The 23,150-nt window shown below is 72.0% G+C and carries 24 protein-coding genes; 11 read left to right on the forward strand and 13 right to left on the reverse strand.

Annotated features, from left to right (window positions below; translation table 11 throughout):
* The first annotated feature begins 55 nt into the window (after nt 1-55).
* Both ACFFR3_RS39995 and ACFFR3_RS40000 read left to right on the forward strand, forming a co-directional pair.
* On the forward strand, nt 56-799 hold the full coding sequence (locus ACFFR3_RS39995; RefSeq protein ID WP_364375460.1) for an ABC transporter permease: 744 nt from the start codon (nt 56-58) through the stop codon (nt 797-799).
* 42 nt (nt 800-841) lie between these two features.
* Entirely contained in the window at nt 842-1,339 is a 498-nt protein-coding gene (locus tag ACFFR3_RS40000; RefSeq protein WP_345394854.1) for an NUDIX domain-containing protein, read from the forward strand.
* Here the strand turns inward: ACFFR3_RS40000 and ACFFR3_RS40005 are convergent.
* Nucleotides 1,336-2,004, reverse strand: a complete 669-nt coding sequence (locus tag ACFFR3_RS40005; RefSeq protein WP_364375463.1) for a flavin reductase family protein — start codon at nt 2,002-2,004, stop codon at nt 1,336-1,338. The genes ACFFR3_RS40000 and ACFFR3_RS40005 overlap by 4 nt on opposite strands.
* 56 nt (nt 2,005-2,060) lie before the next feature.
* Nucleotides 2,061-3,113, reverse strand: coding sequence for a serine hydrolase domain-containing protein (locus ACFFR3_RS40010; RefSeq protein WP_364375466.1), 1,053 nt, complete (start codon nt 3,111-3,113; stop codon nt 2,061-2,063).
* 131 nt (nt 3,114-3,244) lie between these two features.
* On the opposite strand from ACFFR3_RS40010, the gene ACFFR3_RS40015 reads away from it, so the two are divergent.
* Complete coding sequence (locus ACFFR3_RS40015; protein WP_364375469.1) at nt 3,245-4,870, forward strand: AMP-binding protein; 1,626 nt, start codon at nt 3,245-3,247, stop codon at nt 4,868-4,870.
* 39 nt (nt 4,871-4,909) lie between these two features.
* On the opposite strand, the gene ACFFR3_RS40020 is transcribed toward ACFFR3_RS40015, so the two are convergent.
* A complete protein-coding gene (locus ACFFR3_RS40020; protein WP_345394847.1) occupies nt 4,910-5,455 on the reverse strand; it encodes a dihydrofolate reductase family protein in 546 nt (181 codons plus the stop codon).
* 119 nt (nt 5,456-5,574) lie between these two features.
* On the opposite strand from ACFFR3_RS40020, the gene ACFFR3_RS40025 reads away from it, so the two are divergent.
* From ACFFR3_RS40025 to ACFFR3_RS40040, 4 genes are all read left to right on the forward strand, one after another.
* Nucleotides 5,575-5,760, forward strand: coding sequence for a hypothetical protein (locus ACFFR3_RS40025; protein WP_345394845.1), 186 nt, complete (start codon nt 5,575-5,577; stop codon nt 5,758-5,760).
* 42 nt (nt 5,761-5,802) lie between these two features.
* Nucleotides 5,803-6,240 carry an HIT family protein gene (locus ACFFR3_RS40030; RefSeq protein ID WP_345394843.1) on the forward strand — a complete coding sequence of 146 codons (438 nt, stop codon included), beginning with the start codon at nt 5,803-5,805 and terminating at the stop codon, nt 6,238-6,240.
* A gap of 193 nt (nt 6,241-6,433) precedes the next feature.
* Complete coding sequence (locus tag ACFFR3_RS40035) at nt 6,434-7,066, forward strand: TetR/AcrR family transcriptional regulator (protein WP_364375475.1); 633 nt, start codon at nt 6,434-6,436, stop codon at nt 7,064-7,066.
* A gap of 304 nt (nt 7,067-7,370) precedes the next feature.
* A complete protein-coding gene (locus tag ACFFR3_RS40040) occupies nt 7,371-9,287 on the forward strand; it encodes a helix-turn-helix domain-containing protein (protein ID WP_379484821.1) in 1,917 nt (638 codons plus the stop codon).
* Here the strand turns inward: ACFFR3_RS40040 and ACFFR3_RS40045 are convergent.
* Genes ACFFR3_RS40045 through ACFFR3_RS40065 form a run of 5 tightly spaced genes read right to left on the reverse strand, consistent with a single transcriptional unit; the run spans nt 9,169 to nt 13,928 of the window.
* Nucleotides 9,169-10,239: a branched-chain amino acid ABC transporter permease gene (locus ACFFR3_RS40045; RefSeq protein WP_364375832.1), complete on the reverse strand. Its 1,071-nt coding sequence runs from the start codon at nt 10,237-10,239 to the stop codon at nt 9,169-9,171. The genes ACFFR3_RS40040 and ACFFR3_RS40045 overlap by 119 nt on opposite strands.
* A 2-nt stretch (nt 10,240-10,241) precedes the next feature.
* Nucleotides 10,242-11,105 (reverse strand): branched-chain amino acid ABC transporter permease, encoded by an 864-nt coding sequence (locus tag ACFFR3_RS40050; protein ID WP_345394836.1) that lies wholly within the window; start codon nt 11,103-11,105, stop codon nt 10,242-10,244.
* A gap of 9 nt (nt 11,106-11,114) precedes the next feature.
* Nucleotides 11,115-12,356 (reverse strand): ABC transporter substrate-binding protein, encoded by a 1,242-nt coding sequence (locus ACFFR3_RS40055; protein ID WP_364375481.1) that lies wholly within the window; start codon nt 12,354-12,356, stop codon nt 11,115-11,117.
* A gap of 59 nt (nt 12,357-12,415) precedes the next feature.
* Nucleotides 12,416-13,126, reverse strand: coding sequence for an ABC transporter ATP-binding protein (locus ACFFR3_RS40060; RefSeq protein ID WP_364375484.1), 711 nt, complete (start codon nt 13,124-13,126; stop codon nt 12,416-12,418).
* Nucleotides 13,113-13,928, reverse strand: coding sequence for an ABC transporter ATP-binding protein (locus tag ACFFR3_RS40065; protein WP_364375487.1), 816 nt, complete (start codon nt 13,926-13,928; stop codon nt 13,113-13,115). Before ACFFR3_RS40065 ends, ACFFR3_RS40060 begins: the two co-directional genes overlap by 14 nt.
* 294 nt (nt 13,929-14,222) lie before the next feature.
* Between ACFFR3_RS40065 and ACFFR3_RS40070 the strand changes: the two genes are divergently transcribed.
* Nucleotides 14,223-15,605, forward strand: coding sequence for a tannase/feruloyl esterase family alpha/beta hydrolase (locus ACFFR3_RS40070; protein WP_379484822.1), 1,383 nt, complete (start codon nt 14,223-14,225; stop codon nt 15,603-15,605).
* Here ACFFR3_RS40070 and ACFFR3_RS40075 read toward each other — a convergent pair.
* Nucleotides 15,598-16,479 carry a LysR family transcriptional regulator gene (locus ACFFR3_RS40075; RefSeq protein WP_364375492.1) on the reverse strand — a complete coding sequence of 294 codons (882 nt, stop codon included), beginning with the start codon at nt 16,477-16,479 and terminating at the stop codon, nt 15,598-15,600. The two genes, ACFFR3_RS40070 and ACFFR3_RS40075, sit on opposite strands and share 8 nt — an antisense overlap.
* A 111-nt stretch (nt 16,480-16,590) precedes the next feature.
* Between ACFFR3_RS40075 and ACFFR3_RS40080 the strand changes: the two genes are divergently transcribed.
* A complete protein-coding gene (locus tag ACFFR3_RS40080; protein ID WP_364375495.1) occupies nt 16,591-17,778 on the forward strand; it encodes a CaiB/BaiF CoA transferase family protein in 1,188 nt (395 codons plus the stop codon).
* A gap of 78 nt (nt 17,779-17,856) precedes the next feature.
* Nucleotides 17,857-19,218, forward strand: a complete 1,362-nt coding sequence (locus tag ACFFR3_RS40085; protein ID WP_379484823.1) for an SLC13 family permease — start codon at nt 17,857-17,859, stop codon at nt 19,216-19,218.
* Between the two features lie 4 nt (nt 19,219-19,222).
* On the opposite strand, the gene ACFFR3_RS40090 is transcribed toward ACFFR3_RS40085, so the two are convergent.
* The 4 genes from ACFFR3_RS40090 to ACFFR3_RS40105 all read right to left on the reverse strand — a co-directional run bounded on the left by ACFFR3_RS40090 (nt 19,223) and on the right by ACFFR3_RS40105 (nt 22,082).
* Nucleotides 19,223-19,789 (reverse strand): NUDIX domain-containing protein, encoded by a 567-nt coding sequence (locus tag ACFFR3_RS40090; protein ID WP_345394815.1) that lies wholly within the window; start codon nt 19,787-19,789, stop codon nt 19,223-19,225.
* 183 nt (nt 19,790-19,972) lie between these two features.
* Nucleotides 19,973-20,551: an HD domain-containing protein gene (locus ACFFR3_RS40095; RefSeq protein WP_345394812.1), complete on the reverse strand. Its 579-nt coding sequence runs from the start codon at nt 20,549-20,551 to the stop codon at nt 19,973-19,975.
* Nucleotides 20,552-20,611: 60 nt separating this feature from the next.
* Complete coding sequence (locus ACFFR3_RS40100; protein WP_364375501.1) at nt 20,612-21,196, reverse strand: TetR/AcrR family transcriptional regulator; 585 nt, start codon at nt 21,194-21,196, stop codon at nt 20,612-20,614.
* A complete protein-coding gene (locus tag ACFFR3_RS40105) occupies nt 21,174-22,082 on the reverse strand; it encodes an alpha/beta fold hydrolase (RefSeq protein ID WP_364375504.1) in 909 nt (302 codons plus the stop codon). The genes ACFFR3_RS40100 and ACFFR3_RS40105 overlap by 23 nt, the downstream gene beginning before the upstream one ends.
* A 60-nt stretch (nt 22,083-22,142) precedes the next feature.
* Between ACFFR3_RS40105 and ACFFR3_RS40110 the strand changes: the two genes are divergently transcribed.
* Nucleotides 22,143-23,087, forward strand: a complete 945-nt coding sequence (locus ACFFR3_RS40110) for an acyltransferase domain-containing protein (RefSeq protein WP_345394803.1) — start codon at nt 22,143-22,145, stop codon at nt 23,085-23,087.
* The last annotated feature ends 63 nt before the right edge of the window (nt 23,088-23,150 follow it).

A 23,150-nucleotide genomic window follows, 5' to 3' on the forward strand; every position in this document is an offset into this window, starting at 1 on the left:
GCAGGGGTCCGATTCCTCTCCCGCCTGAAGGCGGGAGTTTCCTCGGAGGTATCTGATGACGACGTTCCTGCGTGACACCGCCACCGTCTTCACCAGGGAGCTGCGGCCCAGCCTGCGCAACCCGGCCGCGATGCTCTTCGACATGGGGCAGCCGCTGCTGTTCCTGTTCCTGTTCGGGTCGTTGCTGGGCGGGGCGGTCGGGCCGTCGTGGCAGTGGTTCGTGCCGGGCATCCTGGTCATGATGTGCCTGACCGGGCCGATGAGCTCCGGATACACGCTGCTGGTCGAGCTGATCGGCGGCGCGATGGAGCGCATGATGGTGACGCCGCTGAGCCGTACGGCGATGCTGATCGGCAAGAGCATGAAAGCGGTGGTCACGCTGGTCGTGCAGGCCGTGCTGATCATCGTGCTGGCGCTGCCGCTCGGGTTCGAGCTGCACGCGGCGGGGGTGCTGGCCGGGTTGGCGCAACTGGCGATCTTCGGGGTGGGGCTGGGCGCGCTGTCGTTCGTGCTGGCGATGAAGTCGGTGCCGAGCGGCACCCTGTTCTACGTGGTCAGCCAGTCGCTGCTGTTCCCGTTGCTGCTGCTGTCGGGGGTGCTGCTGCCGCTGGAGACCGCGCCGGGATGGCTGAAGGTGCTGGGGCAGATCAACCCGGTCACGTACATCGTGGACGCCCAGCGCGCCCTCTTCGCCGGGAACCTGGCCGCGCCCAGCGTCCTGTACGGCACGCTCACCGCCTGCGTCGTCGCCGCGATCGGCCTCTATCTGGGCAACCGCGCCATGAGCAAGGGTCTCTGAGCCGTTTTGACACCCCCGCGCGGCGGGGACCAGAGTGAGCCGGTGACTCAAGTGCTGGCCACGCTGACCGTGCCGTGGATCCCGGTGGCCCACCGCCTCGAGGTCGTCAGGGCCGCGAGCCTGCCGCCCGACGGGCGGACGACGTCGGCGTTCGCGTTCGTCTCCGACTCCGCCGGCCGCACGCTGATGACGTGCGTCGACCGCGAGGGCCGCGGCTGGGACATCCCGGGCGGCCACCTGGAGCCGGGCGAGGGCGCCGTCGAGGCGGCGGCCAGGGAGCTCCATGAGGAGACCGGGCTGCGGCTGCCGCCGTCCGCCCTGTCGGTCTTCGCCTGGCAGCGCATCGAGCTGCTGGAGCCGCCGCCCGCCGGCTACCGCTACCCCTCGCTGGCCTACATGGTGATGTGCCGGGCCGCGCTGCCGGGGCCCGGCGCCGCCACCCGCCCGCCGGCCGGGTCCGAGAGCACCAGGGCGGCGTGGCTCACGCGGGCCGAGATCGACCGCCTCTGCGGCGAGCAGACGTGGTCGCTGCTGCTCTAGACGCCGTGCGCGCGCTCCAGGTCGTCGTCCGGCCGGTAGAGGCGCTCGGGGATCGTCGCCAGGGTCGAGCGGTGGACCTGGGGGCCGAGGCCGTACAGGTGCTGGAAGCTCATGATGAGCGGCCGCCAGGCGTCCGGGTCGACGCGGTCGTCCGTGCCCGTCATGCGGATGTCCTCGTGCACCCAGACGCGCTGCACCCGCACCTCGAACGCCAGCACGCCGCCGTCGTCGACGGGGTGGTGGCGCTCCAGCACGGCCTCCATGGCGACCGGGCACTCGGCCGCGCGGGGCGGCGCCACCGTCTCCGAGGCGAGCGGGGTGAGCCCGGCGCGGCCGAACTTGTCGCGGACGAACCGGTAGCCCCGCCGCTGCTTGCCCTCGGGCACGGGGTCGGAGCCGGTGGTGAGCGCCAGCCGGTCCACGGCGGCGGCGAGCGCGTCCGACGGCAGGTTCAGCACGCACTCGCGGGTGCGCAGCAGGTTCTGCGCGGTCTTGGCGCGCCGGCCGAGGCCGAGCACGGCCCGCCAGCCGAGCCAGAAGGCCGACGACATCGGGGCCAGGTTGGGCGTGCCGTCCTCGTTCGCGGTGGAGATCAGGACGACGGGGGTGCCGAAGTAGAGGATGTTCGGCTCGATCGCGGTGTGAGCGTGGACGGTCGTGGTCATGAACGTCCACTGTCGCGGGTGCTCACCGCGTGCGCTGGCGGCCTTCGGACCTCGCGTCAGCCGCAGAACGTCTTCACCGCGATGCCCATGACCTCCTCCGTCGACGGGTTGCGGGTCGAGGGGTTGAGCGAGAGGGTGAGCGACTTGCCGGTGTCGGAGCGGAAGACGAAGGTCAGATAGCCGATCAGCTCGCCGCTGTGCCCCCAGACCGTGCCGCACGGCAGCTTGTACGCCTGCAGCCCCAGCCCGTAGCCGAACCCGGCCCCCGTCTCGACGGTCGTCCGCATGGCGCGCAGCGACTCGGCGCTGGTCAGCTTGCCGCCCAGCAGCGCCGCCATGAACCGGTCGAGGTCGGCCGCAGTCGAGATCATCTCGCCGGCCGCCCAGTCGAGCGACGGGTTCATCCTGGTCGCGTCCACCAGCTCGCCGTCCACCGGCTCGTACCCCTTGGCGTGCGGCGACGGCACCCCCGCCCTGTTGCCCGGCACCAGCGTGTGCCGCAGCTTCAGCGGGCGCAGGATGCGGCGCTCGACCTCCTTCCCGTACGGTCGGCCGGTCAGCTTCTCCACCAGCAGGCCGAGCACCACGTAGTTGGTGTTGGAGTAGTGCCACTTCCCGTCGTCGGGCAGCTTCTTGGCGAAGGCCACCTTGAGCAGGTCCTTCGGCCGGTACGAGCGGAACCTGGCCGTGCCGCGCCACCGGTTGGTGGAATGGCCGGGCTCGCTCATGTAGTCGTACAGGTGGCTCGTGTGGTCGAGGAGCGCCCGGACGGTGATCTTCTCGCCACCGGGCACCAGCCCCGGCAGGTGATCGGCGATGGGGTCGTCGAGGCGCACCTTGCCCTCGTCCACGAGCTGGAGCACCACGGTGGCGACGAAGGTCTTGGTCACGCTGCCGATCCTGAAGTAGCCGTTCGGCGCGGGTCTGCCGGCGCGGCGCAGGTCGCGTACGCCGGCGGCGCCCGCCCACGTCTTCCCGCCGTCGGTCACGCGGGCCAGCGCGGCCGTCGCGCCCTTGCCCGCGACGATCTTCTCCAGGTCCTGGCCCACCCCCGGTCCGGCCGTCGCCACGCTCGCCGCCACCAGCACGTTCATCAGCGTCTGCATCATGATCCCTAACGCTAGGGACCGCCGGATCGCGGCAGAATGCGGTGCTCCGTCCACTTCTCCTGCGGAAAACCGCAGGGCGCTCCGTGAGCCGGGGCTGGCGCGGGCGTCCCCGCTGACGGATGCTTCGCATCATGAGTGATTCACCGCTCTCGTACGCGTCGGGCGTCTCCGCCGTGCCCCTGCTGGGCGAGACGATCGGGGAGAACCTGGAACGCACGGTGGCCCGGCACCCCGGCCGGGAGGCGCTGGTGGAGGTGGCGACGGGGCGGCGGTGGACGTACGCGGAGTTCGACACCGCCGTGAACGAGGTGGCGCTCGGCCTGCTCGCGCGCGGCATCGCCAAGGGCGACCGGGTCGGCATCTGGGCGCCGAACTGCGCCGAATGGGTGCTCACGCAGTACGCCACCGCCAAGATCGGCGCCGTCCTCGTCAACGTCAATCCGGCCTACCGCGGCCACGAGCTGGACTTCGTGGTCCGGCAGTCGGGCCTGCGGCTGATGGTCAGCGCCGTCGAGCACAAGACCAGCGACTACCGCGCGATGCTGGCCGAGATCGGGTTCGAGCCCGTGGTGTTCATCGGCGAGCCAGGCTGGGACGAGCTGGTCGCCGCGGGCCGTCGCGCCGACCCCGCCGCCCTGCGCGAACGGGCCGCCACGCTGTCGTTCGACGACCCGATCAACATCCAGTACACCTCGGGCACGACCGGCTTCCCCAAGGGCGCGACGCTGTCACACCACAACATCCTCAACAACGGCTACTTCGTCGGCGAGGGCGTCGGCTACACCGAGGCCGACCGGGTGTGCCTGCCGGTGCCGCTCTACCACTGCTTCGGCATGGTCATGGGCAACCTGGGCGCGACCTCCCACGGGGCCTGCGTCGTGCTGCCCGCGCCCGGCTTCGACCCCGAGGCGACGCTGCGGGCGGTCGAGAGCGAGCGGTGCACGTCCCTGTACGGCGTGCCGACCATGTTCATCGCCGAGCTGGGCCATCCGCGCTTCGCCGGCTACGACCTGTCGTCGCTGCGCACCGGCATCATGGCGGGCTCGCCGTGCCCGGTCGAGGTGATGAAGCGGGTGATCGGCGAGATGCACATGAGCGAGGTGGCGATCTGTTACGGCATGACCGAGACCTCCCCGGTGTCCACGATGACCAGGCGGGACGACGGGCTGGCCCGGCGTACGGAGACGGTCGGGCAGGTCATGCCGCACCTGGAGATCAAGATCGTGCACCCGGAGACCGGCCTCGCGGTCCCTCGCGGCGAGCCCGGCGAGCTGTGCACCCGCGGCTACTCCGTGATGCTCGGCTACTGGGACCAGCCCGACAAGACCGCCGAGGCCATCGACACCGCCCGCTGGATGCACACCGGCGACCTCGCCACCATGGACGAGGAGGGGTACGTCAACATCGTCGGCCGGATCAAGGACATGGTGATCCGCGGCGGCGAGAACGTCTACCCGCGCGAGGTCGAGGAGTACCTCTACACGCATCCCGACATCGCGGACGTCCAGGTGATCGGGGTGCCGGACGCCAAGTACGGCGAGGAGCTGATGGCCTGGATCGTGCTGCGGCCCGGCGCGCCGCCGCTCACCGCCGAGGCGGTCAGGGAGTACTGCGCCGGACGCCTCGCCCACTTCAAGATCCCCCGGTACGTGCACCTCGTGGACGCCTTCCCGATGACCGTGACGGGGAAGATCCGCAAGGTCGAGATGCGTGACAAGGCCGTGGAGTTGCTCGGCCTGCACGACGTCTCGCGCTGAGGCCACCCAGCCGCGCCCGCCCCCGTTGAGCGTGCCCCCTCAGGCGCCGGCGGGGGCGTAACTCGCCAGGATCACGCCCGACGACCACGTCTCCGACCCGGTCAGCTTGAGCGGGTGCGTCGGCGTGTCCTCGAACAGTCGCTGCCCGCGTCCCACCGCGATCGGGTGGACGAGCAGGTGCAGCTCGTCCAGCAGGCCGTTGGCGAGCAGCCACCGCACGGTCGTCGCCGACCCCGACATCTGCAGGTCGCCCTCGCTCCGCTCCTTGAGCTCGCGCAGCCCGGCGGCGACGTCGCCCGAGATGACGGTGGTGTTGGCCCAGTCGGCCTTCTCCAGGGAGCTGGAGACGACGAACTTCCTTGCCTCGTTGAACGTCGCGGCGATCTCGGGGTCGGCGTCGGTGGTCGTCCAGTAGCTGGACCACTCGTCGTACAGCTTCCTGCCCATCAGGAAGCCGGCCGCGCTCTCCATCCCGGCCTGGACGAACGCTCCCATCTCATCGCACCAGTACGGGAAGTGCCACTGGTCCGGCGACTCGACTACGCCGTCCACCGAGATGAAGAAGCTCGACACGATCTTGCCCACGGCTGCGTCCTCTTTCCTTCGTCGCTTTCGTCGATGAACGTGACATTAGGCGGCCGAGCCCCTCCCGGTCTTGTACAGAACCGACAGCGGCGCTTCCCTGGTGGCATGCGCGGTAGGAGGTGGCCCGTGCCGCGCCTGCGGCGGCCTGGGGCAGGGTCAGGCGCGTCGTCATGGGCGGGGTCAGGGACGCGTACGAGCCGGCCGTCCTCGTCGGCGGCCCCCTCGCGCTCGCCGGCGCCGCGGTCACCGCCCTCGTACGGCGCAACGCCGTCCGCGCGTCCGGAAGCGGATGCGGCGACGTGTGATGCGGATGCGATGAGCGGCCGCGGCCCGGAAGGATGATGCGCATGAACGGCTGCATCTTCTGCGAGATCGTCGCCGGGCGCGCCGAGGCGAGCGTCGTCCACGAGGACGACAGCGTGATGGCGATCCTCGACATCCACCCGGCCACCATCGGCCACACGCTCGTGATCCCCCGCACCCACATGGTCGGCCTCACCGACGCGACCGACGAGATCGGCGCGCCCCTCTGGCACGCCGCCCGGAGGGTCGCCGCCGGCCTGCGCGCAGCGGCCGGCTCGCAGGGAGCCGGGGTGCGGTGTGAGGGGGTGCGGCTGTCGCTGGCCGACGGGGTGGCTGCCGGGCAGGACGTTTTCCATCTCCACCTGCATGTGGTGCCGCGTCATCCGGGTGACGGGATCGTGATCGCAGCCGGTGGGCGGCGGCGGGCGCGGGGCCTGCTCGACGGTGACGCGGCGCTCATCCGGGACGCGCTGCCCGGCTGAGCAACGGGCTTCGAGAGAGGTGGTGACTAAGCGCATAGTCAGCTCTAGACTGCGAGTACGAAACACTCGCGGCAAGAGGTCACGACCAGGTGGCCGGCGGGCTCCGCGGGCGGCATCGATACCACGCACTCGGAGTCGAAGGGGGCGAGGGTCGCGGATGGCCCGACGGCAGGCCCGATTCACCGCGCAGGACTTGGCGGCAGATCCCCGGCTGCGTGACCACTCTCCCGATCTGTGGCGGGCGGACCTCGGGGAGGTGCAGCGCGGCCTGCTGTCGTCGGCGGTGCGCTGCTTCGCCGCCAACGGCTTCCACGCCACGACGACGCGCGACATCGCCGAGTGCGTCGGGCTCAGCCCGGCCGCGCTCTACGTGCACTTCCCGTCGAAGGAGCTGGTCCTGTTCGAGGTGATCAGGGCCGGCCATGAGCGGGTGCTCGCGCACATCAGGGACCCGGCGATCGTGGCCCTTGAGGGGTCGGCGGAGCGGTTGCGGGCGATCGTGTCGGCGTACACGGTGTGGCATGCCCGTCACCACGTGACGGCGCGCGTCTGCCAGATGGAGCTGAACCATCTGACCCCCGAACACTACGGCGAGATCGTGGAACTGCGCCACCAGACCAACGGCTACTTCAGGGGCGCGGTGGCGCGCGGCGTGGCGGACGGGTCGTTCGCGAAAGTCGACGTCAAGCGGGTCACGCGGGCGATGTTGTCGCTGACCATAGACCTGGTCCGGTGGTACCGGCTGGACGGGCCCGACTCCCCTGAGCAGCTCGGCGAGTTCTACGCCGACCTCGCGCTGAAGCTGCTGGCGCCGGACGGCGAATAGTCCGGCCACCGGTTGACAAGCGACCGTTCACGGACTGACTATGCGCTTAGTAACCTGGCGGACTCCGATCAGACCCCTGCTCGTTGTGCTCTGGAGGCCCCATTGCATGCCCTGCCGCAGGACCTGACCACCCTTCCACGCACACGACCCGCCGGCCCGCATGCGTGACCATGCCGTGCCCGCGCCCCGGCCCGCACCCCGGGCAGCGCCCCGAACAGCGCCCCGGCCAGCGCCCCAGGGCGTGCCCCAGACTGTGCCGCCGCCGACCCCCCGCACCCGGACGGACGCGCCGATGACCGTGCAAATGACCGTGCAAACCCCCCTCGCCTCGTGCAACGTCTTCCTCGACCTGCTGGCCAGGGAGGCCGCGCCGGTCGAGTTCGAGGAGCCGGTGGCCTCGGCCCGCGCGGCGGGCGCGACCCCTGAGACGCTGACTCAGCTGGAGGCGGCCAAGCTGACCGCGCTGCGGGTGAGCGCCGGCATGCGCAGGCAGGCGCGCCGCGAGGCCGAGCTGACCGCGCTGTTCGACCTGGCCGGCGACCTGGCCGGGCTGCGCGACCTCGACGCGATCCTGGAGGCGATCGTGCGCCGCGCCAGGCGGCTGCTGAACGCCGACATCGCGTACGTGACGCTCAACGACGACGAGTGCGGCGAGACCCGCATGCGCATGACGGACGGCTCGATCTCGGCCGCGTTCCGGCGGCTGCGGATCCCGCTCGGTGACGGCCTCGGCGGGCTGGTGGCGCAGACCGCGATGCCGTACAGCACCGAGCACTACCTGCGCGACCCGCAGTTCAGGCACCAGGCGTTCATCGACGCGGCGGTGGCCGAGGAGGCGCTGGTGGCGATCCTGGGCGTGCCGATGCGGGTGGGCAGCCGGGTGATCGGCGTGCTGTACGCGGCCAACCGCACCGAGCGGCCGTTCGCGCCCGAGCAGGCGGTGCTGCTGGGCTCGCTGGCCGCGCACGCGGCGCTGGCCATCGGCAACGCGCGGCTGCTGGCGGAGACCAGGGCGACGGTCGAGGAGATGGACGCGGTCAACGGGCGGCTGCGGGCGCGCGGCGCGGCGATCGAGCGGGCGGCGCAGGCGCACGACCGGATGACGGCGCTGGTCGTCAAGGGCGGCGACGCGGGCGACGTGGCGGCGGTGGTCACCGAGGTGCTGGGCGGCACCCTGTACGTGCTGGACGCGGCCGGCCGCTGCCTGGTCGCCTCGGGCGAGGCGGTGCCGCCGGCCGAGGACGACCTGCCGGCCGTCACCGCCCCCACGCATCCCCGGGGCGGCACCACCCGGCACGGCGACCTATGGATCACCCCGATCTCGACGCCCGGCGAGGTGCTGGGCACGCTGGCCCTGCGTACGGACGCCGACCTTGACGACGCCGACCGCCGCATCCTGGAACGCGCCGCGCTGGTGACGGCGCTGGTGATGCTGCTGCGCAGAAGCCCGGCGGAGGCCGAGGCGCGCGTCCAGGGCGAGCTGCTCGACGACCTCCTGGACGGCAAGGCCCGCGACAGCACGGACTCCCGGGTAGAGGGGGCGGCTGCGCTTGAGGCGCGGATCCGGCGGGTGGGGCTGGAGCGCAACGTGCCCTACGTGGTGCTGTCGGCGCGGTGCGCCTCGCCCAGGCATCGCGGACGGGCCGCGTTCTGGGCGGCGTCCTATGCGGCGGCGGCGCACGGGCTGGCGGCGGCGCGCGGGGAGGAGGTCGTGCTGCTGCTGCCCGGCGACGTGCCAGGTGAGACGGCACGGCGGGTGGCCAAGGAGCTGGGGGCGGCGCTGGCGGCGCCGGTGACGGTCGGCGCGGCGGGCCCGGTGCGCGACCTGTCCGGGGTGCCCGCCGCGCACCGGGAGGCCAGGCGGTGCGCCGACACGCTGCTCGCGCTCGACCGCATGGACGACGGCGCCGACGCCCGCGAGCTGGGCTTCGTCGGCCTGCTGATCGGCGCGCACCGCGACGCCAAGGGGTTCCTGGAGGCGACGCTGGGCCCGGTGCTCGACTACGACGCGCGCCGGGGCACGTCGCTGGTGCGGACGCTGGAGACGTACTTCGGCAGCAGGTGCGCGCTGTCCAGGACGGCGGAGCGGCTGCACGTCCACATCAACACCGTTCACCAGCGGCTGCATCGGGTGAGCCGCCTGCTGGGCGAGGACTGGCAGGAGCCGGAGCGGGCTCTGGAGATCCAGCTGGCGCTGCGCCTGCATCGGCTGCGGAGCTGAGCGGCGGCGTGGTACGGCGGGTGGCGATCAGGTGGCGGACGGTCCCCCAGATGCCGCGACGGAACAGCAGCACGATGACGATGAAGATGGTGCCGGTGACGATGCCGATGCCCTCGAACCCGGCGGTGGCGAGGAAGTCCTGGAGCTGGACGACGATGGCGGCGCCGATGGCACCGCCCCACAGCGTGCCGATGCCGCCGAGGATGACCATCATCACGACCTGGCCCGAGGTGGTCCAGTAGAGGCCGTCGAGCGAGGCGAAGCCGTGCCCGATGGCGAAGACGCCGCCGGCGACGCCCGCGAGCGCGGCCGACAGCACGAACGCGAGCAGCCGGTACCGCTCGACGGGGTAGCCGAGTGCGCGGGCGCGGGAGGGGTTGTCCCTGATGGAGACGAGCACCCGGCCGAACGGCGAGCGCACGATCCGCCAGGCGGCGGCGAGGCCGAGCAGCACGAACGGCAGCCCCGCGTAATAGAAATAGAAGGGGTCGTTGAGGTCGAGGCCGAGCAGGTCGCGCGGGATGCCCTGCAGGCCGTTCTCGCCGCCGGTGACGCCGCGCCACTGGTTGGCCAGGAAGTAGAGCATCTGGGCGAAGGCCAGGGTGACCATCGCGAAGTAGATGCCGGTCAGGCGGACGGACAGGTAGCCGATCGGCAGTGCGAGCAGTGCCGCGAACACCGCGCCGCCGATGATCGCCACCGGGAACGGCAGCCCGCCGTGCAGCACGATCAGCCCTGTGGCGTACGCCGACCCGCCCCAGAACGCGGCGTGCCCGAACGACAGCAGCCCGGTGAAGCCGAGCAGCAGGTCCACGGCCGCGGCGAACAGCGCCCAGCAGACGATGTCCAGCGCGACCGGCGGGTAGATGAGCCACGGCAGGACGAGGGCGGCGACGAGCCCGGCCACCAGGAGCACGATCCCGCCCCTGCCGGAGCGGGCCAGCCTGGACATGATCACCGGTACGCCTCCTCGCGTCCGAACAACCCGGCGGGCCGCCACAGCAGCACGGCGGCCATCAGGATGAAGACGAGGATCTGGGAGAGCGCGGGCACGTACAGGTTGCCCAGCGCCGACACCAGCCCCACGGCGAACCCGGCGGCGACCGAGCCGAACACCGAGCCGAGCCCGCCGATCACGACCACGGCGAAGACCGTGATGATCAGGTCGGCGCCCATCAGCGGGTTGACCGCGCGCATCGGCGCGGCCAGCACCCCGGCGAAGGCGGCCAGCGCGATGCCGAAGCCGAACACCGGCGTCACCCAGCGGCCGACGTCGATGCCGAGCGCGCGGGTCAGCTCGGGCCGCTCGGTCGAGGCCCTGACGATCATGCCGACGCGGGTCCTGGTGAGCACCACCCACACCGCGAGGCACATCAGGACCGAGACGCCGAGCACGAACACCTGGTACGCCGGATAGGTGAACAGCCCCAGGTCGACCGTGCCCTCCAGGGCGGGCGGCCGGGGGTAGGGCTGGGAGTTGACGCCGTACTCGCGGCGGATGAGGTCCTGGAGTATCAGCGCGAGCCCGAACGTGAACAGGAAGTTGTAGAGCGGGTCGAGCGGCGCGAGCCGCCGGATGAACAATCGTTCCAGCACCGCGCCCGCCACGCCGAGCACCAGCGGCACCAGCGCGAGCGCCACCCAGAAGTTCAGCCCGAACGAGTCGAGCGCGATGAACGCGCCGAAGGCACCGAGCATGTAGAACGCGCCGTGGGCGAGGTTGACCACGCCCAGCATGCCGAAGATGACGGCCAGGCCGAGGGCGAGCAGGGCGTAGAACGACCCGCCCACCAGCCCGTTGAACGCCTGCTGGAGCACGCCGGCCGCCTACAGCTTGCAGGCCGGGTCGGGCTGCGGCTGGAACGCCTCAGCGGCCGGGATGGTCTTGAGCACCTTCTCGTAGTCGTACGGCTCCTTGACCTCGCTCTTCGCCTTGACCTCCGTCAGGTACGCGTCGTGCAGCAGCAGGTGGTCCTGGGCGCGGATGGTGCCGTTGCGGACGAACATGTCCTCCATGGAGTGGCCTTCGAGCTGGGCGACCACCTTGTCGGAGTTGTCGGTGCCGGCGCGCTGCACGGCTTCCAGGTACTGCAGGGCGGCCGAGTAGTTGGCGGCCATGTTGGAGGTGGGCCGCTTGCCGACCTTGGCCTGGAACTTGTCGGCCCAGGCGCGGGTCTGCTCGTCGAAGGTCCAGGCCCACATGGTGGTGTAGCGGGTGCCGGCCAGGGCGTCGGGCCCGAGCGAGTGGATGTCGCTCATCGACAGCAGGCCGAGCGCGAGCTGCACGCCCTTGTCGCGCAGCTTGTACTCGTTATACTGCTTGACCAGGTTGATCAGGTCACCGCCGGCGTGCATCGTGCCGAGCACCTGCGGCTTCGGGTCGAGCCCAGGGGCCTTGAGCAGGAACGTGGAGAAGTTGTCGTTGGGGAACGGCGTCGGGTCCGACTGCACCACGGAGCCGCCGGCCCCCTGGATGGCGGTGCTGAACGTCTTGTTCATGTCCTGCCCGAACGCGTAGTCGGGGTAGACGATGTACCAGTTCTTCGCGCCGTCCTTGGTGACCTCGGTGCCGGTGCCGTGGGCCAGCATGTAGCTGTTGTAGCCGTAGTGGAAGGTGTACTTGTTGCACGCCTTGCCCTCCAGCTCGGTGCTGGCGGCGCCGACGTCGATGAAGACCTTCTTCTTGTTCTTGGCGACCGTGGCGACGGCGAGCGCGGCCGAGGAGGTGGGCACGTCGAGGATGACGTCGGCGTGCTCGCGGTCGTAGAGCTCCTGCGCCTTGGAGTTGGCGATCTCGGGCTTGTTCTGGTGGTCGGCGGCCACCACCTCGACCTGCTTGGCCACCGCCTTGTCGCCGTATTTGGCGCGGTAGTCGTCCACCGCCATCTTGACGGCCTCGACCGTGCTGCGGCCCGAGGTGTCGGCGTAGATGCCCGACTGGTCGTTCAGCACGGCCAGCACCACCCCGCCGTCGCTGATCGCGCCGCCGCCACCGCCGGGCCCGCCGCCGCATCCGGCCAGCACCAGCGTCGCGGCGGCCAGCCCGCCGCTCCAGCCCGTGATTCTCATGTGCGGCATCTCCTCTACCGTTCTGTCTTCCTCAGGGGTGGCGAATCGTCCATATGTCGTCAGATTCCGAGGTATTCGAGGAGCTGGTGCTCGCGTTCGCGTACCTGGTCGCGGTCGAGCGACTCGACGATCCGCCCTTCGGCCAGCAGGTAGTGGCGGTCGGCGACCGTGGCGGCGAAGTGCACGTTCTGCTCGACCAGCAGCACCGTCGTGCCCGCCGCGCGCACCTCGCGCAGGATCTCGCCGATGCGCTGCACGAACAGCGGCGACAGGCCCTCGGTGGGCTCGTCGCAGAGCAGCAGCCTGGCGCCGGTGCGCAGCACCCTGGCCAGCACGAGCATCTGCTGCTCGCCGCCCGACAGCGTGGTGCCGGGCGAGCGGCGCCGCTCCTTCAGGTGCGGGAACGTCTCGTAGACCCGCTCCAGCGACCACGGCTCCGGGCCGCCGCCCTTGACCGGCGGCGCCAGCGTCAGGTTCTCCTCCACCGACAGCGTCGCGTAGATGCCGCGGTCGTCGGGGACGTAGCCGAGGCCGCGCCTGGCCCTGGCGTGCGGGGGCAGCGCCGTGACGTCGGCGCCGGACAGCGCGATCGTGCCGGTCGTCCTGCCGTACGTGCCGTGCAGGCCCATCAGGCAGCGCAGCAGCGTGGTCTTGCCGGCGCCGTTGCGGCCGACCAGGGTGACGATCTCGCCCTCGTCGACCTGCATGGACACCTCGCGCAGCGCCTGCGCCTCGCCGTACCAGGCGGACAGTCCCTCAACGCGCAGCATCGGCGTCTCCGAGGTAGGCGGTGATGACGCGGGGGTCGTGGCGGATCTCGGCGTACGCGCCCTCGACCAGCACCTTGCCGTGCTGCAGCACGGTCACCTGGTCGGCGAGGCTGGCGACCACGTTCATGTTGTGCTCCACCATGACGACGGTGCGGCCCGCGCGGATGGTGCGGACGAGCTCGATGGTGCGGTCCACGTCCTCGACGCCCATCCCGGCGGTCGGCTCGTCGAGCAGCAGCACCTTGGGGTCCATGGCCAGCGCGAGCGCCAGCTCGAGCGCCCTTTTGCGGCCGTACGACAGCGAGCCGGCCGGGACGCCCGCGTGGCCCGCGAGCCCGACCCGGTCCAGCAGCTCGGCGGCGGGCGCGGCGAAGCGTTCCAGCGCCCGGTCGGAGCGCCAGAACCGCCAGCCGAGGCCCGTCGGCCCGGCCAGCGCCAGCTCCACATGCTGCTGCGGGGTCAGGTCGGTGAACAGGCTGGTGATCTGGAACGAGCGCGCCACGCCGAGCCGGCTGATCGCCTCGGGGCTGCGGCCGACCAGCTCCCGGTGCCCGTCGATCACCACGCTGCCCGCGGTGGGCTTCAGGAAGCCGGTGAGCAGGTTGAACAGGGTGGTCTTGCCGGCGCCGTTCGGCCCCACCAGCGCGTGCACGCTGCCCTCGGCCACGTCGAGATCGACGCCGTCCACGGCGCGGAACCCGCGGAACTCCCTGACCAGCCCGCGCGCCCGCAGCACCGGCCCGGCGGGCGGGCTCGCCGCCTGCGCCGCGGAACCCGCGGAGCCCGTGGGGCCTGCTCCCATGCGCCCTCCTCACGTGTCACAACGCGACCTCGGACACCGTGAACGCTAGGTCGCGCCCACGACGGCGGACCAGGTGAGGCACCCACACATTCGGGCCGCCCGTTATGCGGTGACACACACCGGTACGCGGCATCCGGCGCCTGTTCCGGCCTTCCGGCCGGCCGATCGGGCTCTCACCGGCGAACCGGTGGACACCCCCTCCACAGGTCGCCGCCGAACAGTGGAGATCACGTACGTCGCCGCGCCGGGAACGCTGGATCAGCATGGCGTCCGTCTGATCGATGGGAGTCGCACATGCCTCTGTCCCTTCGCCGAACGTCTCTCTCCGCCCTGATGGCCGCGCTCGTGGCGATCCCCCTGGCGCCGGTGGCGTCCCCCGCCGCCGCGGACGCCCGCTGCCACGGCATCAACCGGCTGCGCGTGCCCGGCGCGCAGCACCAGGTCGCCGCCTGCCTGGACGACCTCACCACGGCCGGCACGCTCGCCTCGGGCCACACCGACCAGGCCGACTGGCAGGGCCTGCACGCGGCCGGCACCCGCAACCCGAGCGGCGTGCCCGGCATCCAGATCGACGGCTACTTCGCCGACACCTCCACCGCCAACCCCACCCACGGCTGGAACCACGACGCCCAGTTCGTCATCCGCCTCCCCGAGCGGTGGAACGGCGGGCTGGTCGTCGCCGGCGCGCCGGGTAACCGCCGCCAGTACGCCAACGACTACACGATCGCGGACTTCGTGCTGGCCAAGGGGTACGCCTACGCCTCCACCGACAAGGGCAACGTGGACGCGAACTTCTACCACGACGGCAAGCGGCCGGGCGACGCCATCCGGGAGTGGTACCACCGGATGACCGAGGTGACGGTCGCCGCCAAGGCCACCGTGGCCCGCCACTACGGCCGGCAGGCGCGCAGGACGTACGCGATGGGCATCTCCAACGGCGGCCAGCTCGTCCGGTGGGCGCTGGAGAACCACCCCGAGCTGTACGACGGCGGCGTCGACTCCGAGGGCACCTACTGGCCGCCGAGCGGCCAGCAGCGCAACGCGCTGACGTACCTGCCGGTGGCGCTGCGCGAATACCCCAAGTACAAGGCGACCGGCGACGAGCAGGCGCACGCCGCGATGCTGCGGGCGGGCTTCGCGCCGGGCTCTGAGTTCCTGTGGGACTTCAACTACAGCGTCCTGTGGGACGGCACCCAGCGCCGCTACCGCGAGGAGGTGGACCCCGGCTTCGACGGCGACCTGGACGCCGGCATCCCGTACTGCCAGAGCGGCACCCCCAACTGCGACGCCGACTACGACTACGCCAATCGCCCGAAGAGCGTGCACGACGCCGTACGGCGGGCCTCCCACTCCGGCCGCATCGGCAAGCCGCTGATCACCGTGATGGGCACGCTCGACACGCTGCTGCCGATCAGGGTGCACGGCGACGCCTACGCCCAGGCCGTGCGCGAGCAGGGCAGGGGCGCGCTGCACCGCTACTACCGCATGGAGGGCGCCTCGCACCTCGACATCGAGTACGACATGTTCCCCGACCGCATGCGGCCCCTGCTGCCGTGCATGCGGACGGCGTTCGAGGCCCTGGAGCGCTGGACCGACCGCGGCAAGCAGCCGCCGCGCAGCGCCACCGTCCCCCGCGCGACCTCGGGTGACCTGGTCAACACCTGCGCCATCAGCTGACCAGCTCGCCCGCCCGGTCCCTGATGAGCCGGCGCACGATGAGCGCGGACGGCGACGGCCTGCTGTCCTGACGCTGGGTCAGGCACAGGTGCACGGGCTCTGCGTCGGACAGCGGGAGCCACACCACGTCGGTGATGTCGGCCGAGGTGTCGAAGCGGGCGAGCACGCCCAGCCCGACCCCTTGGCCGACCATCACCTTGACCGTCCGCGCCGACATGGCCTGCACGACGACGTCGGGGGCGGGCACGTGCCGGTGCAGGGTCTCCCACATGACGGTGCCCGCCCGCATGGTGACGACCGGCCAGCTCTCCAGGTCACGCCACTGCACCTGGTCGCGGCCCGCCAAGGGGTGGTCGGTACGCGCGTACACGCCGACCGGCGCCGACGCCAGCGGGATCCTGCGCAGTCCCGGCGCGGCCGGCCCGGCCGGCATGGTGACCACCCCGAAGTCCAGCTCGCCGTCCAGCACCGCCGCCTCGACGGCCGCCGACGCGCCCTCGCGCACGCTGAACCGCAGCCCCGGGTGATAACGCCGCAACCGGCCCACCACCGGCGCGATCACGGTCTCCACGGCCACCGTGACGCCGCCGATCTGCACCCGCCCGCGATAGGAGCCGCTCGTCTCCATCGCCGACTCGCGCACCGCCTCCTCGGCCGCGACCAGCCTGCGCAGCGGCTCGATCAGCGCCTGGCCGGCCGGCGTCGGGTGCACGCCGTGCCTGCTGCGGGTGAGCAGCACGACGTCGAGCTCCTCCTCCAGCAGGGCGATCTGCTGCCCGACGGTCGGCTGGCTGACCCCGCACCTGGCCGCCGCCGCACGCAGCGAGCCCGTCTCGATCGCCGCCAGGAAGTATCGCGCCCGTTCCACCCGCACCGCGCCACCATAAAGGCGAATCCTTTCACCTGTGAATCCCTCCGCCGTCTTCCCGCCGCTCCGGCTGAGGGGGATCGTGACCCTCGTACTCTCGGGTGAAAGGAAAGTTCTTTGTCTGATCGTCCGCTCAGCGGAGTGCGCGTCCTGGACGTGTCGACGATCCTGGCCGGGCCCCTGGCGGCCGCGCTGCTCGGAGAGTTCGGCGCCGAAGTGATCAAAGTCGAGCATCCCGCCACGGGCGACCCGGCCCGCCACTACCCGCCCCTGGAGGACGGCGAGTCCGCCGCCTGGACGATGGTCGGGCGCGGCAAGCGCAGCGTCACCATCGACCTGCACCACGCCGAGGCCGCCGGTCTGGTCGGGCGGCTGGCCGCGGCCGTGGACGTCGTCGTCACCAACTTCCGCCCCGCCACCCTGCGCCGCTTCCGCATCGACTTCGACGACCTGCGCGCCTACCGGCCCGACCTGGTGATGGTGCAGGTGAGCGCGTTCGGCAGGACCGGCCCCTACGCCGACCGGCCCGGCTTCGCCCGCGTCGCCGAGGCGTTCGCCGGCCTCACCCACCGCACCGGCTCGCCCGACGGGCCGCCGATCTTCGCCGGCTATCCCGTGGCCGACGGCGTCACCGGCATCTACGCCGCGTTCGCCGCCATGCTCGCGCTGCGCCAGCGCGACCGCACGGGGCAGGCCCAGCTCGCCGACATCCCCCTGTACGAGCCGCTGCTGCGGATGATGGAGGACTTCATCGTCGAGTACGGCGTCACCGGCGAGAACCGCGAACGCCAGGGCAACCGCAACCCGCACATCAGCCCGAACGACCTCTACCGCACCCGCGACGGCCGCTGGCTCGCCCTGCCCGCCTCGACCGAGCAGATGTGGCGCCGGCTCGTCAAGGTCATGGACGCCGACGACCTCGCCGTCCACGACACCATGACCGCCCGGCTGGACCACCGCACCGAAATCGAGGCGCGGGTCGCCGCCTTCGTCGCCGCGCACGACCTCGACCCCCTGATGGCGCTGCTCACCGAGGCCGGCGTGGCCGCCGGACCGGTGAACACCGCCGCCGACATCTGCGCCGACCCGCACATCCGCGCCCGCGGCTCGATCGTCGAGGTGCCCGACGCCAGAACCGGCCGCCCCCGGCTCATGCAGGCCCCGGCCGGCCGCTTCTCCGGCTTCGACCCCGCACCCGGCACCCCCGCCCCCGCGCTGGGCGAACACACCGCCGACGTCCTCCGCGACCTCGCCGGCCTCACCGACTCCGAGATCCAAGCCCTGCACCACCGAGGAGTGGTCTGACCGACCTGACCCTGACACCCCCCGAGCGAACCGTCCCTGCCCGCGCAGGGCTCGCCTGACCGACGGAAGAGGCTGCCCATGACCCTGGCGACCCTGTCCATCATCGTGCTGGCCGGACTGCTCGCGGCCACCCTGATCCCCGGCTTCGACCTCGGGCTCGGCGCCCTGGCGGCGGCGTTCCTGCTCGGACTCGCGGCCGGCGTCACCGAGAACGACGTGACGGCGTTCTTCCCCGCCGACTTCTTCGTGCTCATCGTCGGGGTGACCGCGCTGTTCGCCGTCGCCCAGCACAACGGCACCCTCGACTGGCTGCTCGACCTGCTGCTACGGCTGGCCGGCGGGCGGCTCGTGCTGATCGCGCTGGCCCCGTTCGCCATCGGCGCCGTCCTCACCGCCGCCGGCACCCTGCCCGCCGCCGCGACCGCCATCGTCTCCCCCATCGCGCTCGGCTTCGCCGCGCGCTACCGCATCTCACCGATGCTCGCCGCCGTGCTCGGCGTCACCGGCATCATCAGCGGCCTGCTGTCACCCCTCGCCGTGTACGGGGTCACGGCGCGCGAGCTGAGCGGCAAGCTCGGCATCGGCCTGCCCGGCTCCGCCCCGGTCACGTTCCTGGCCGGGGGCCTGCTCGCCGGGCTCGTCGTGTGCGCGGGCGTCCTGGCGGTGGGCCGCTGGAAAGGCGGCATCCCCCGCGGCCGCACCTCAACGCCCGCCGAAACCCCGACCACCCCCGTCCCTGCCACGGAAGCGCCGGGCGCACCGGCTCCGGTGGCGCCCGTCCCCACCCCGGCTTCTCCCGGGAGCGGCGCGGTGACGGTGACCGCTGAGCCGGAGGCGCCTGCCATGGCGCCGCAGCGGTCGGGGGCTCGCGCCTTCACCCTGGTGTGCATGGGTGCGGTGGTCGTGTTGTCCGTCGGGTTCGACATGAACGTGGGGTACCTCGGCCTGACCGCCGCCCTGATCCTGCAACTGGCGTTCAGGATGCCGATCGGCGAAGTGGTGTCGCGGATCCCGTGGAACGTGGTGCTGCTGATCGGCGGCCTGCTGACGTACGTGGGGCTGATGCAGCACCTGGGCGCGTTCAAGCAGATCAGCGACCTGCTCGGGGTGACGGGCGCGCCGCTGCTCAGCCTGCTCGTGCTGTGTTACGTCGCCGGCATCACGTCCTTCGCGGCCAGCTCGATCGCGGTGTTCGCGACCGTCACGCCGCTGCTGCCCCCGCTGGTGGACGCCGGTCTATCCCCGGTCGGCGGCGTGCTGGCCCTGGCGCTGGCCTCGGTGCTGGTGGACCTCAACCCGCTGGGCATCACCGGCGGCCTCATCCTGGGCGCCGCCGAGCCCGCGGTGCGGCCCAGGCTGTTCCGGCAGCTCCTCACGTACGGACTGATCTCGATCGTCGTCGCACCGGCCCTGACCTGGGCCGCCTTCGGATGGTGGTGAGGCGTCACGCCCCTACGGCGTCGATGAGCTTCGCGGTGAAGCGGTGCATGTGCGGGTCGAGCCGCCCGGCCGGCTCGTCGAGCACCTCGCGCGGCGACAGCCATCTGATGCCGGCGAACTCCCCCTCGTCGTAGGAGGTGACGGTGTCCGCCTCCAGCAGGAACCAGAGCGAGACGTCGGTGTGCGGGTGCGCGCCCCTGGTCCGCGTCGCGGTGGCGAAGAACGGCCGCCGCCCCGCGACGGGACCCGGCCGCGCCGCCATGTGCAGCTCCTCCTGGCACTCCCGCTCGACGGTCTGCCACACCTCCTCGCCCGGCTCGACGTGGCCGCCGCTGGGCAGCCACAACCCCGCCTTGCGGTGGTCGACGAGCAGCAGCCGCCCGTCCGGGTCCATGACCACGGTGTAGGCGACGAGATGCGGGTCGGGGACGTCGGGCGCGTCCGCCCGGTGCAGCGGGGCGCCGCTGTCGATCCAGGCGAGCGTCTCGGCGAGGTGCGCGGCCTCCTGCTCGTCCCACGGGGTGATGCCGGCGACCTGCCGCGCCAGCCGCTCTCGGAATCCGTCCGCCATGATCGCCACCGTACGGGAAGGCGCGGTTGTCGGGTGTTCACCGGACACCGGACGGGCCCGCGGAGCCGTAGCGTGGGGACGGTTGCTCGGGCGGCGTGGGTCAGGGGTTCTCGCGTCGCCCGCATCACCCGGGCGGCCGGTAGGCGCCTCCTTCGCCGGGGCGCCGGTCGCCTGGTTCTGACCTCAGCTGTCGAGGGGGTTGGCGGCCATCCGCTCGGCGAGCGCGTTGCGCACCGACCGGGCGGCGGCGCTGCCGGGTTTGCGGCGCGCCTGGTCCTCGAAGGCGGCCAGGAGGCCGGCCGGGAAGTCGCGGCGGGGATGGCGGGTGAGCACGTCCGCGCGTACGTGGTCGGGGAACTGCTCGTGCCATCGCCCCACCACCTCGAAGCTCGACGCGACCTGGAGGACGTGCGCCTCGGGGTCGTCGGCGGCGGGCACGTCGGCGCGCATGTGCAGCACGATGATCTCTTCGGCTCTGGCGGCCCGCTCGTCCGGCCAGCCGGCCGCCGTGCAGAAGACCCAGCCGAGGCACCCGCCCGCCTCTTCGAACGGCACCGTGTGGCTGTCGAACGCCTTCGTCAGGCCCATGTCGTGCAGCAGGGCCGCGACGGAGAACAGCTCGTCGTCGATGGCGATGCCGTGCGCCGCGGCGTACGTCGTGCCCCACAGGCGGGTGCGGACGCAGTGGTCGAGCAGCGCCGGCGGATAGAAACGCCGGGCCACCGTCAGTGCCGCCGTGGTGGCGGGAGTCTCCGAGGTCACGAGTCGAGTGTCCGTCACGGGAAAGGCCGCGGCCCGGTGGTCAGGGGTGCGTGTCGCCGGTCAGTCCTGCTCGAAGAGGCGGTCCAGCCGGTAGTCGATGATGTCGAGGGCGTCCTCGTGGCTGCGCTGGCCGCTGAGGACGCTGGAGGTCAGGCCGTTGGCGAGGGCCAGCAGGGACGCGACCTCGATGCGCGGGTCGCGATCCGCGGCGATGGCGCCGGTCAGCCGTACGGTGAGGAAGTCCTCCAGCGCGTCGGGCAGGGTGAGGCCGGCGGCGGCGAGCGCCGGGTCGGTGAGCGCGGCCGTGTAGTAGGCGGTCCAGGCCAGGGAGTCGAGGCGGCTCTGCTCGTCGTACGGGACGATCGTCGCCAGCACGGCGGCGAGCAGCTCGCGCGGCGCCGGCGTGCCCGAGTCGGTGATCCGCCGCCTGACCCGGTGGTTCATGCGGGCGCCCAGCTCGGTCAGGCCTGATTCGAGCAGGGCCTGCTTGTTGGCGAAGTAGTACTGGACGACGCGCAGCGAGACCCCGGCCTCGGCGGCGATCTCGCGCATCGACACCGCCCCCAGCCCGCGCGTGCTCGCGATGCGCAGCAGCGCGTCGGTCAGCTGCCGCCGCCGCTCGTCATGATCCACCTGTCGGGGCATGCGCGTCTCCCGCCTGCTCGGTCCCGGGAAAGGAGAGGATACGGTCGGCGACCAGCTCGGGGGCTTCGACGGACAGCGAATGGCCAGCGCCAGGCACGATCTCGACCCGCCAGGACGGCACCACCTCCGCCAGCCGGGCGGCCAGCGCCCCCACGTCGAACAGCGCGCTGCGAGCGCCCATCAGCACCTGTACGGGCACGGACACCGCGCGGAGCTCCTCGTCGCGGTAGCCGGGCGGGATCGGCACCCGCCGGCGGAAGGACCAGCCGGCCCGCAGCAGCGCCACCAGCCCGTCATCGCGTAACACCCCGTTGTTCACCAGGCCGGCCGAGCGGCGGCGCAGCGGGCCCGGCAGCATCGAGGCGAGGGCCCCGGCCGCCGCCCACCGGACGAACCTCCTGGACAGCGGCGCGAGACCGCCGGGGTCCACCAGCGTCAGCGCCGCGACCCCGCCGCCTCCCGCACGCTGGTGCTCCATCGCGGCCCACCCGCCGGACGAGAAGCCCGCAAGGTGCGCGCGCTCGGCTCCGACGACGGCGAGCAGGTCGGCGACCCAGCCGCCGATGTCGGCGCCGCTCGTGAGCGGGCAGCGCTGGATCGAGCGGCCCGGCTCGCCGAGCGGGTCCACGGCGAGGACGGGCCTGGCGCGGGCGAGCGGCTCGATGGAGGCGTGCCAGGCGAGCGCGTTCCCCCCGGCCCCGGCCAGGAGCACGATGGGGTCGCCGGCCGTGGGACCCGCGCGATGCACGCGGACGGTGCCGGCGCGGGTCTCGACGTCGAAGGCGTCCACGGGCACCGGCCACAACTCTTGGACCACGCGGTCGTAAACGGCGTGGTAGCGGTCACGGGCACGGTCGCTGGTGAAGGCGGACGGCTGGTCAGGCATGCTGGCGACCTCCTTATGGATACAGTCGTATCCTAACCTATCGCGAGTAAAGTCGGCGAGATGAAGCTTGACGACATCGCCTCCCGGCTCGGGGTTCCCCTCGAGGACGTCGAGCGCGTCCATCGCCTCGCCGGCGATCTCCCGTCCGCGCCGCTGCCCGCCAAGACCGACGCCCCCGCGATCCTCGACCGGCTCGCCGTACGCCCCGACGACGCCGCCGAGATCATGGAGGGCTGGCCGGACCCCGATTCCCCGCTGTGGACGCCGGAGCTGCGCTGGCTGCTCGACCGCGCGACCGCCATGGTCCGCGCCGACCTCGGCGGTTACGGCTGGTTGCCGTTCGGCCCCTCGCTGCCGCGCGATCGGGGCCCCGCCTGGCGGCACCTGTACGTCTACGCCTACCTCGCGCTGATCGACGTCGTCCTCGGCTACCACCGCGACCACGGCGTACCCGAGGACGTGTCCTGGACGACCCTCGCCGACCTCGGCCGCAACCTCGCCGTCGACCGGCGGATGGAGCGCGAGGGCTGGCCGGTCATCCAGAGCTGGCTGACGCTGCACGTCCGCGGCGGCCTCTACGAGCTGGGCCGGCTGCAGTTCCACCGCGGCGACACCGCCGTTCAGCTGCACATCCCCGAGTCGGGTCCGCTGACCCCCGAGGCCATCGACGCCTCGCTCGACCGGGCCCGCGCGTTCTTCCCCCGCCACTTCCCCGACGAGCACCGCACGGCGTTCTCGTGCGGCTCGTGGCTGCTCGATCCGCAGCTCAGCGAATATCTGCCGGCCGACTCCAACATCGTGCGGTTCCAGCGCAGGTTCGAGCTGGAGCCGTACGAGGAGCCCAAGGGGATAGACGCCGACGTCGAGGTGCTGCGGTTCGTCTTCCGCACGCTGACCACGCCGCTCGACCAGTTGCCGCGCCGCACCGCGCTCCAACGGGCGGTCATCGACCACCTCAAGGCGGGCCGCCACTGGCAGTGGCGCGACGGCCGCTTCCCCATCTGAAAAGCGGCCGCATTCAGGACATCAAGTGGCCGCACCGCTGGCGACCATACGTGCATCCCTTCG

The sequence above is a fragment of the Nonomuraea salmonea genome (genome assembly GCF_042428605.1).
Lineage (GTDB): Bacteria > Actinomycetota > Actinomycetes > Streptosporangiales > Streptosporangiaceae > Nonomuraea > Nonomuraea salmonea.

Coding starts and splice junctions, on each gene's coding strand:
- ACFFR3_RS39995 (WP_364375460.1), top strand. CDS start 56: ATGACGACGTTCCTGCGTGACACCGCCACCGTCTTCACCAGGGAGCTG.
- ACFFR3_RS40005 (WP_364375463.1), bottom strand. CDS start 2,004: ATGACCACGACCGTCCACGCTCACACCGCGATCGAGCCGAACATCCTC.
- ACFFR3_RS40010 (WP_364375466.1), bottom strand. CDS start 3,113: ATGATGCAGACGCTGATGAACGTGCTGGTGGCGGCGAGCGTGGCGACG.
- ACFFR3_RS40015 (WP_364375469.1), top strand. CDS start 3,245: ATGAGTGATTCACCGCTCTCGTACGCGTCGGGCGTCTCCGCCGTGCCC.
- ACFFR3_RS40030 (WP_345394843.1), top strand. CDS start 5,803: ATGAACGGCTGCATCTTCTGCGAGATCGTCGCCGGGCGCGCCGAGGCG.
- ACFFR3_RS40040 (WP_379484821.1), top strand. CDS start 7,371: ATGACCGTGCAAACCCCCCTCGCCTCGTGCAACGTCTTCCTCGACCTG.
- ACFFR3_RS40045 (WP_364375832.1), bottom strand. CDS start 10,239: ATGTCCAGGCTGGCCCGCTCCGGCAGGGGCGGGATCGTGCTCCTGGTG.
- ACFFR3_RS40055 (WP_364375481.1), bottom strand. CDS start 12,356: ATGAGAATCACGGGCTGGAGCGGCGGGCTGGCCGCCGCGACGCTGGTG.
- ACFFR3_RS40060 (WP_364375484.1), bottom strand. CDS start 13,126: ATGCTGCGCGTTGAGGGACTGTCCGCCTGGTACGGCGAGGCGCAGGCG.
- ACFFR3_RS40065 (WP_364375487.1), bottom strand. CDS start 13,928: ATGGGAGCAGGCCCCACGGGCTCCGCGGGTTCCGCGGCGCAGGCGGCG.
- ACFFR3_RS40070 (WP_379484822.1), top strand. CDS start 14,223: ATGCCTCTGTCCCTTCGCCGAACGTCTCTCTCCGCCCTGATGGCCGCG.
- ACFFR3_RS40085 (WP_379484823.1), top strand. CDS start 17,857: ATGACCCTGGCGACCCTGTCCATCATCGTGCTGGCCGGACTGCTCGCG.
- ACFFR3_RS40090 (WP_345394815.1), bottom strand. CDS start 19,789: ATGGCGGACGGATTCCGAGAGCGGCTGGCGCGGCAGGTCGCCGGCATC.
- ACFFR3_RS40100 (WP_364375501.1), bottom strand. CDS start 21,196: ATGCCCCGACAGGTGGATCATGACGAGCGGCGGCGGCAGCTGACCGAC.
- ACFFR3_RS40105 (WP_364375504.1), bottom strand. CDS start 22,082: ATGCCTGACCAGCCGTCCGCCTTCACCAGCGACCGTGCCCGTGACCGC.
- ACFFR3_RS40110 (WP_345394803.1), top strand. CDS start 22,143: ATGAAGCTTGACGACATCGCCTCCCGGCTCGGGGTTCCCCTCGAGGAC.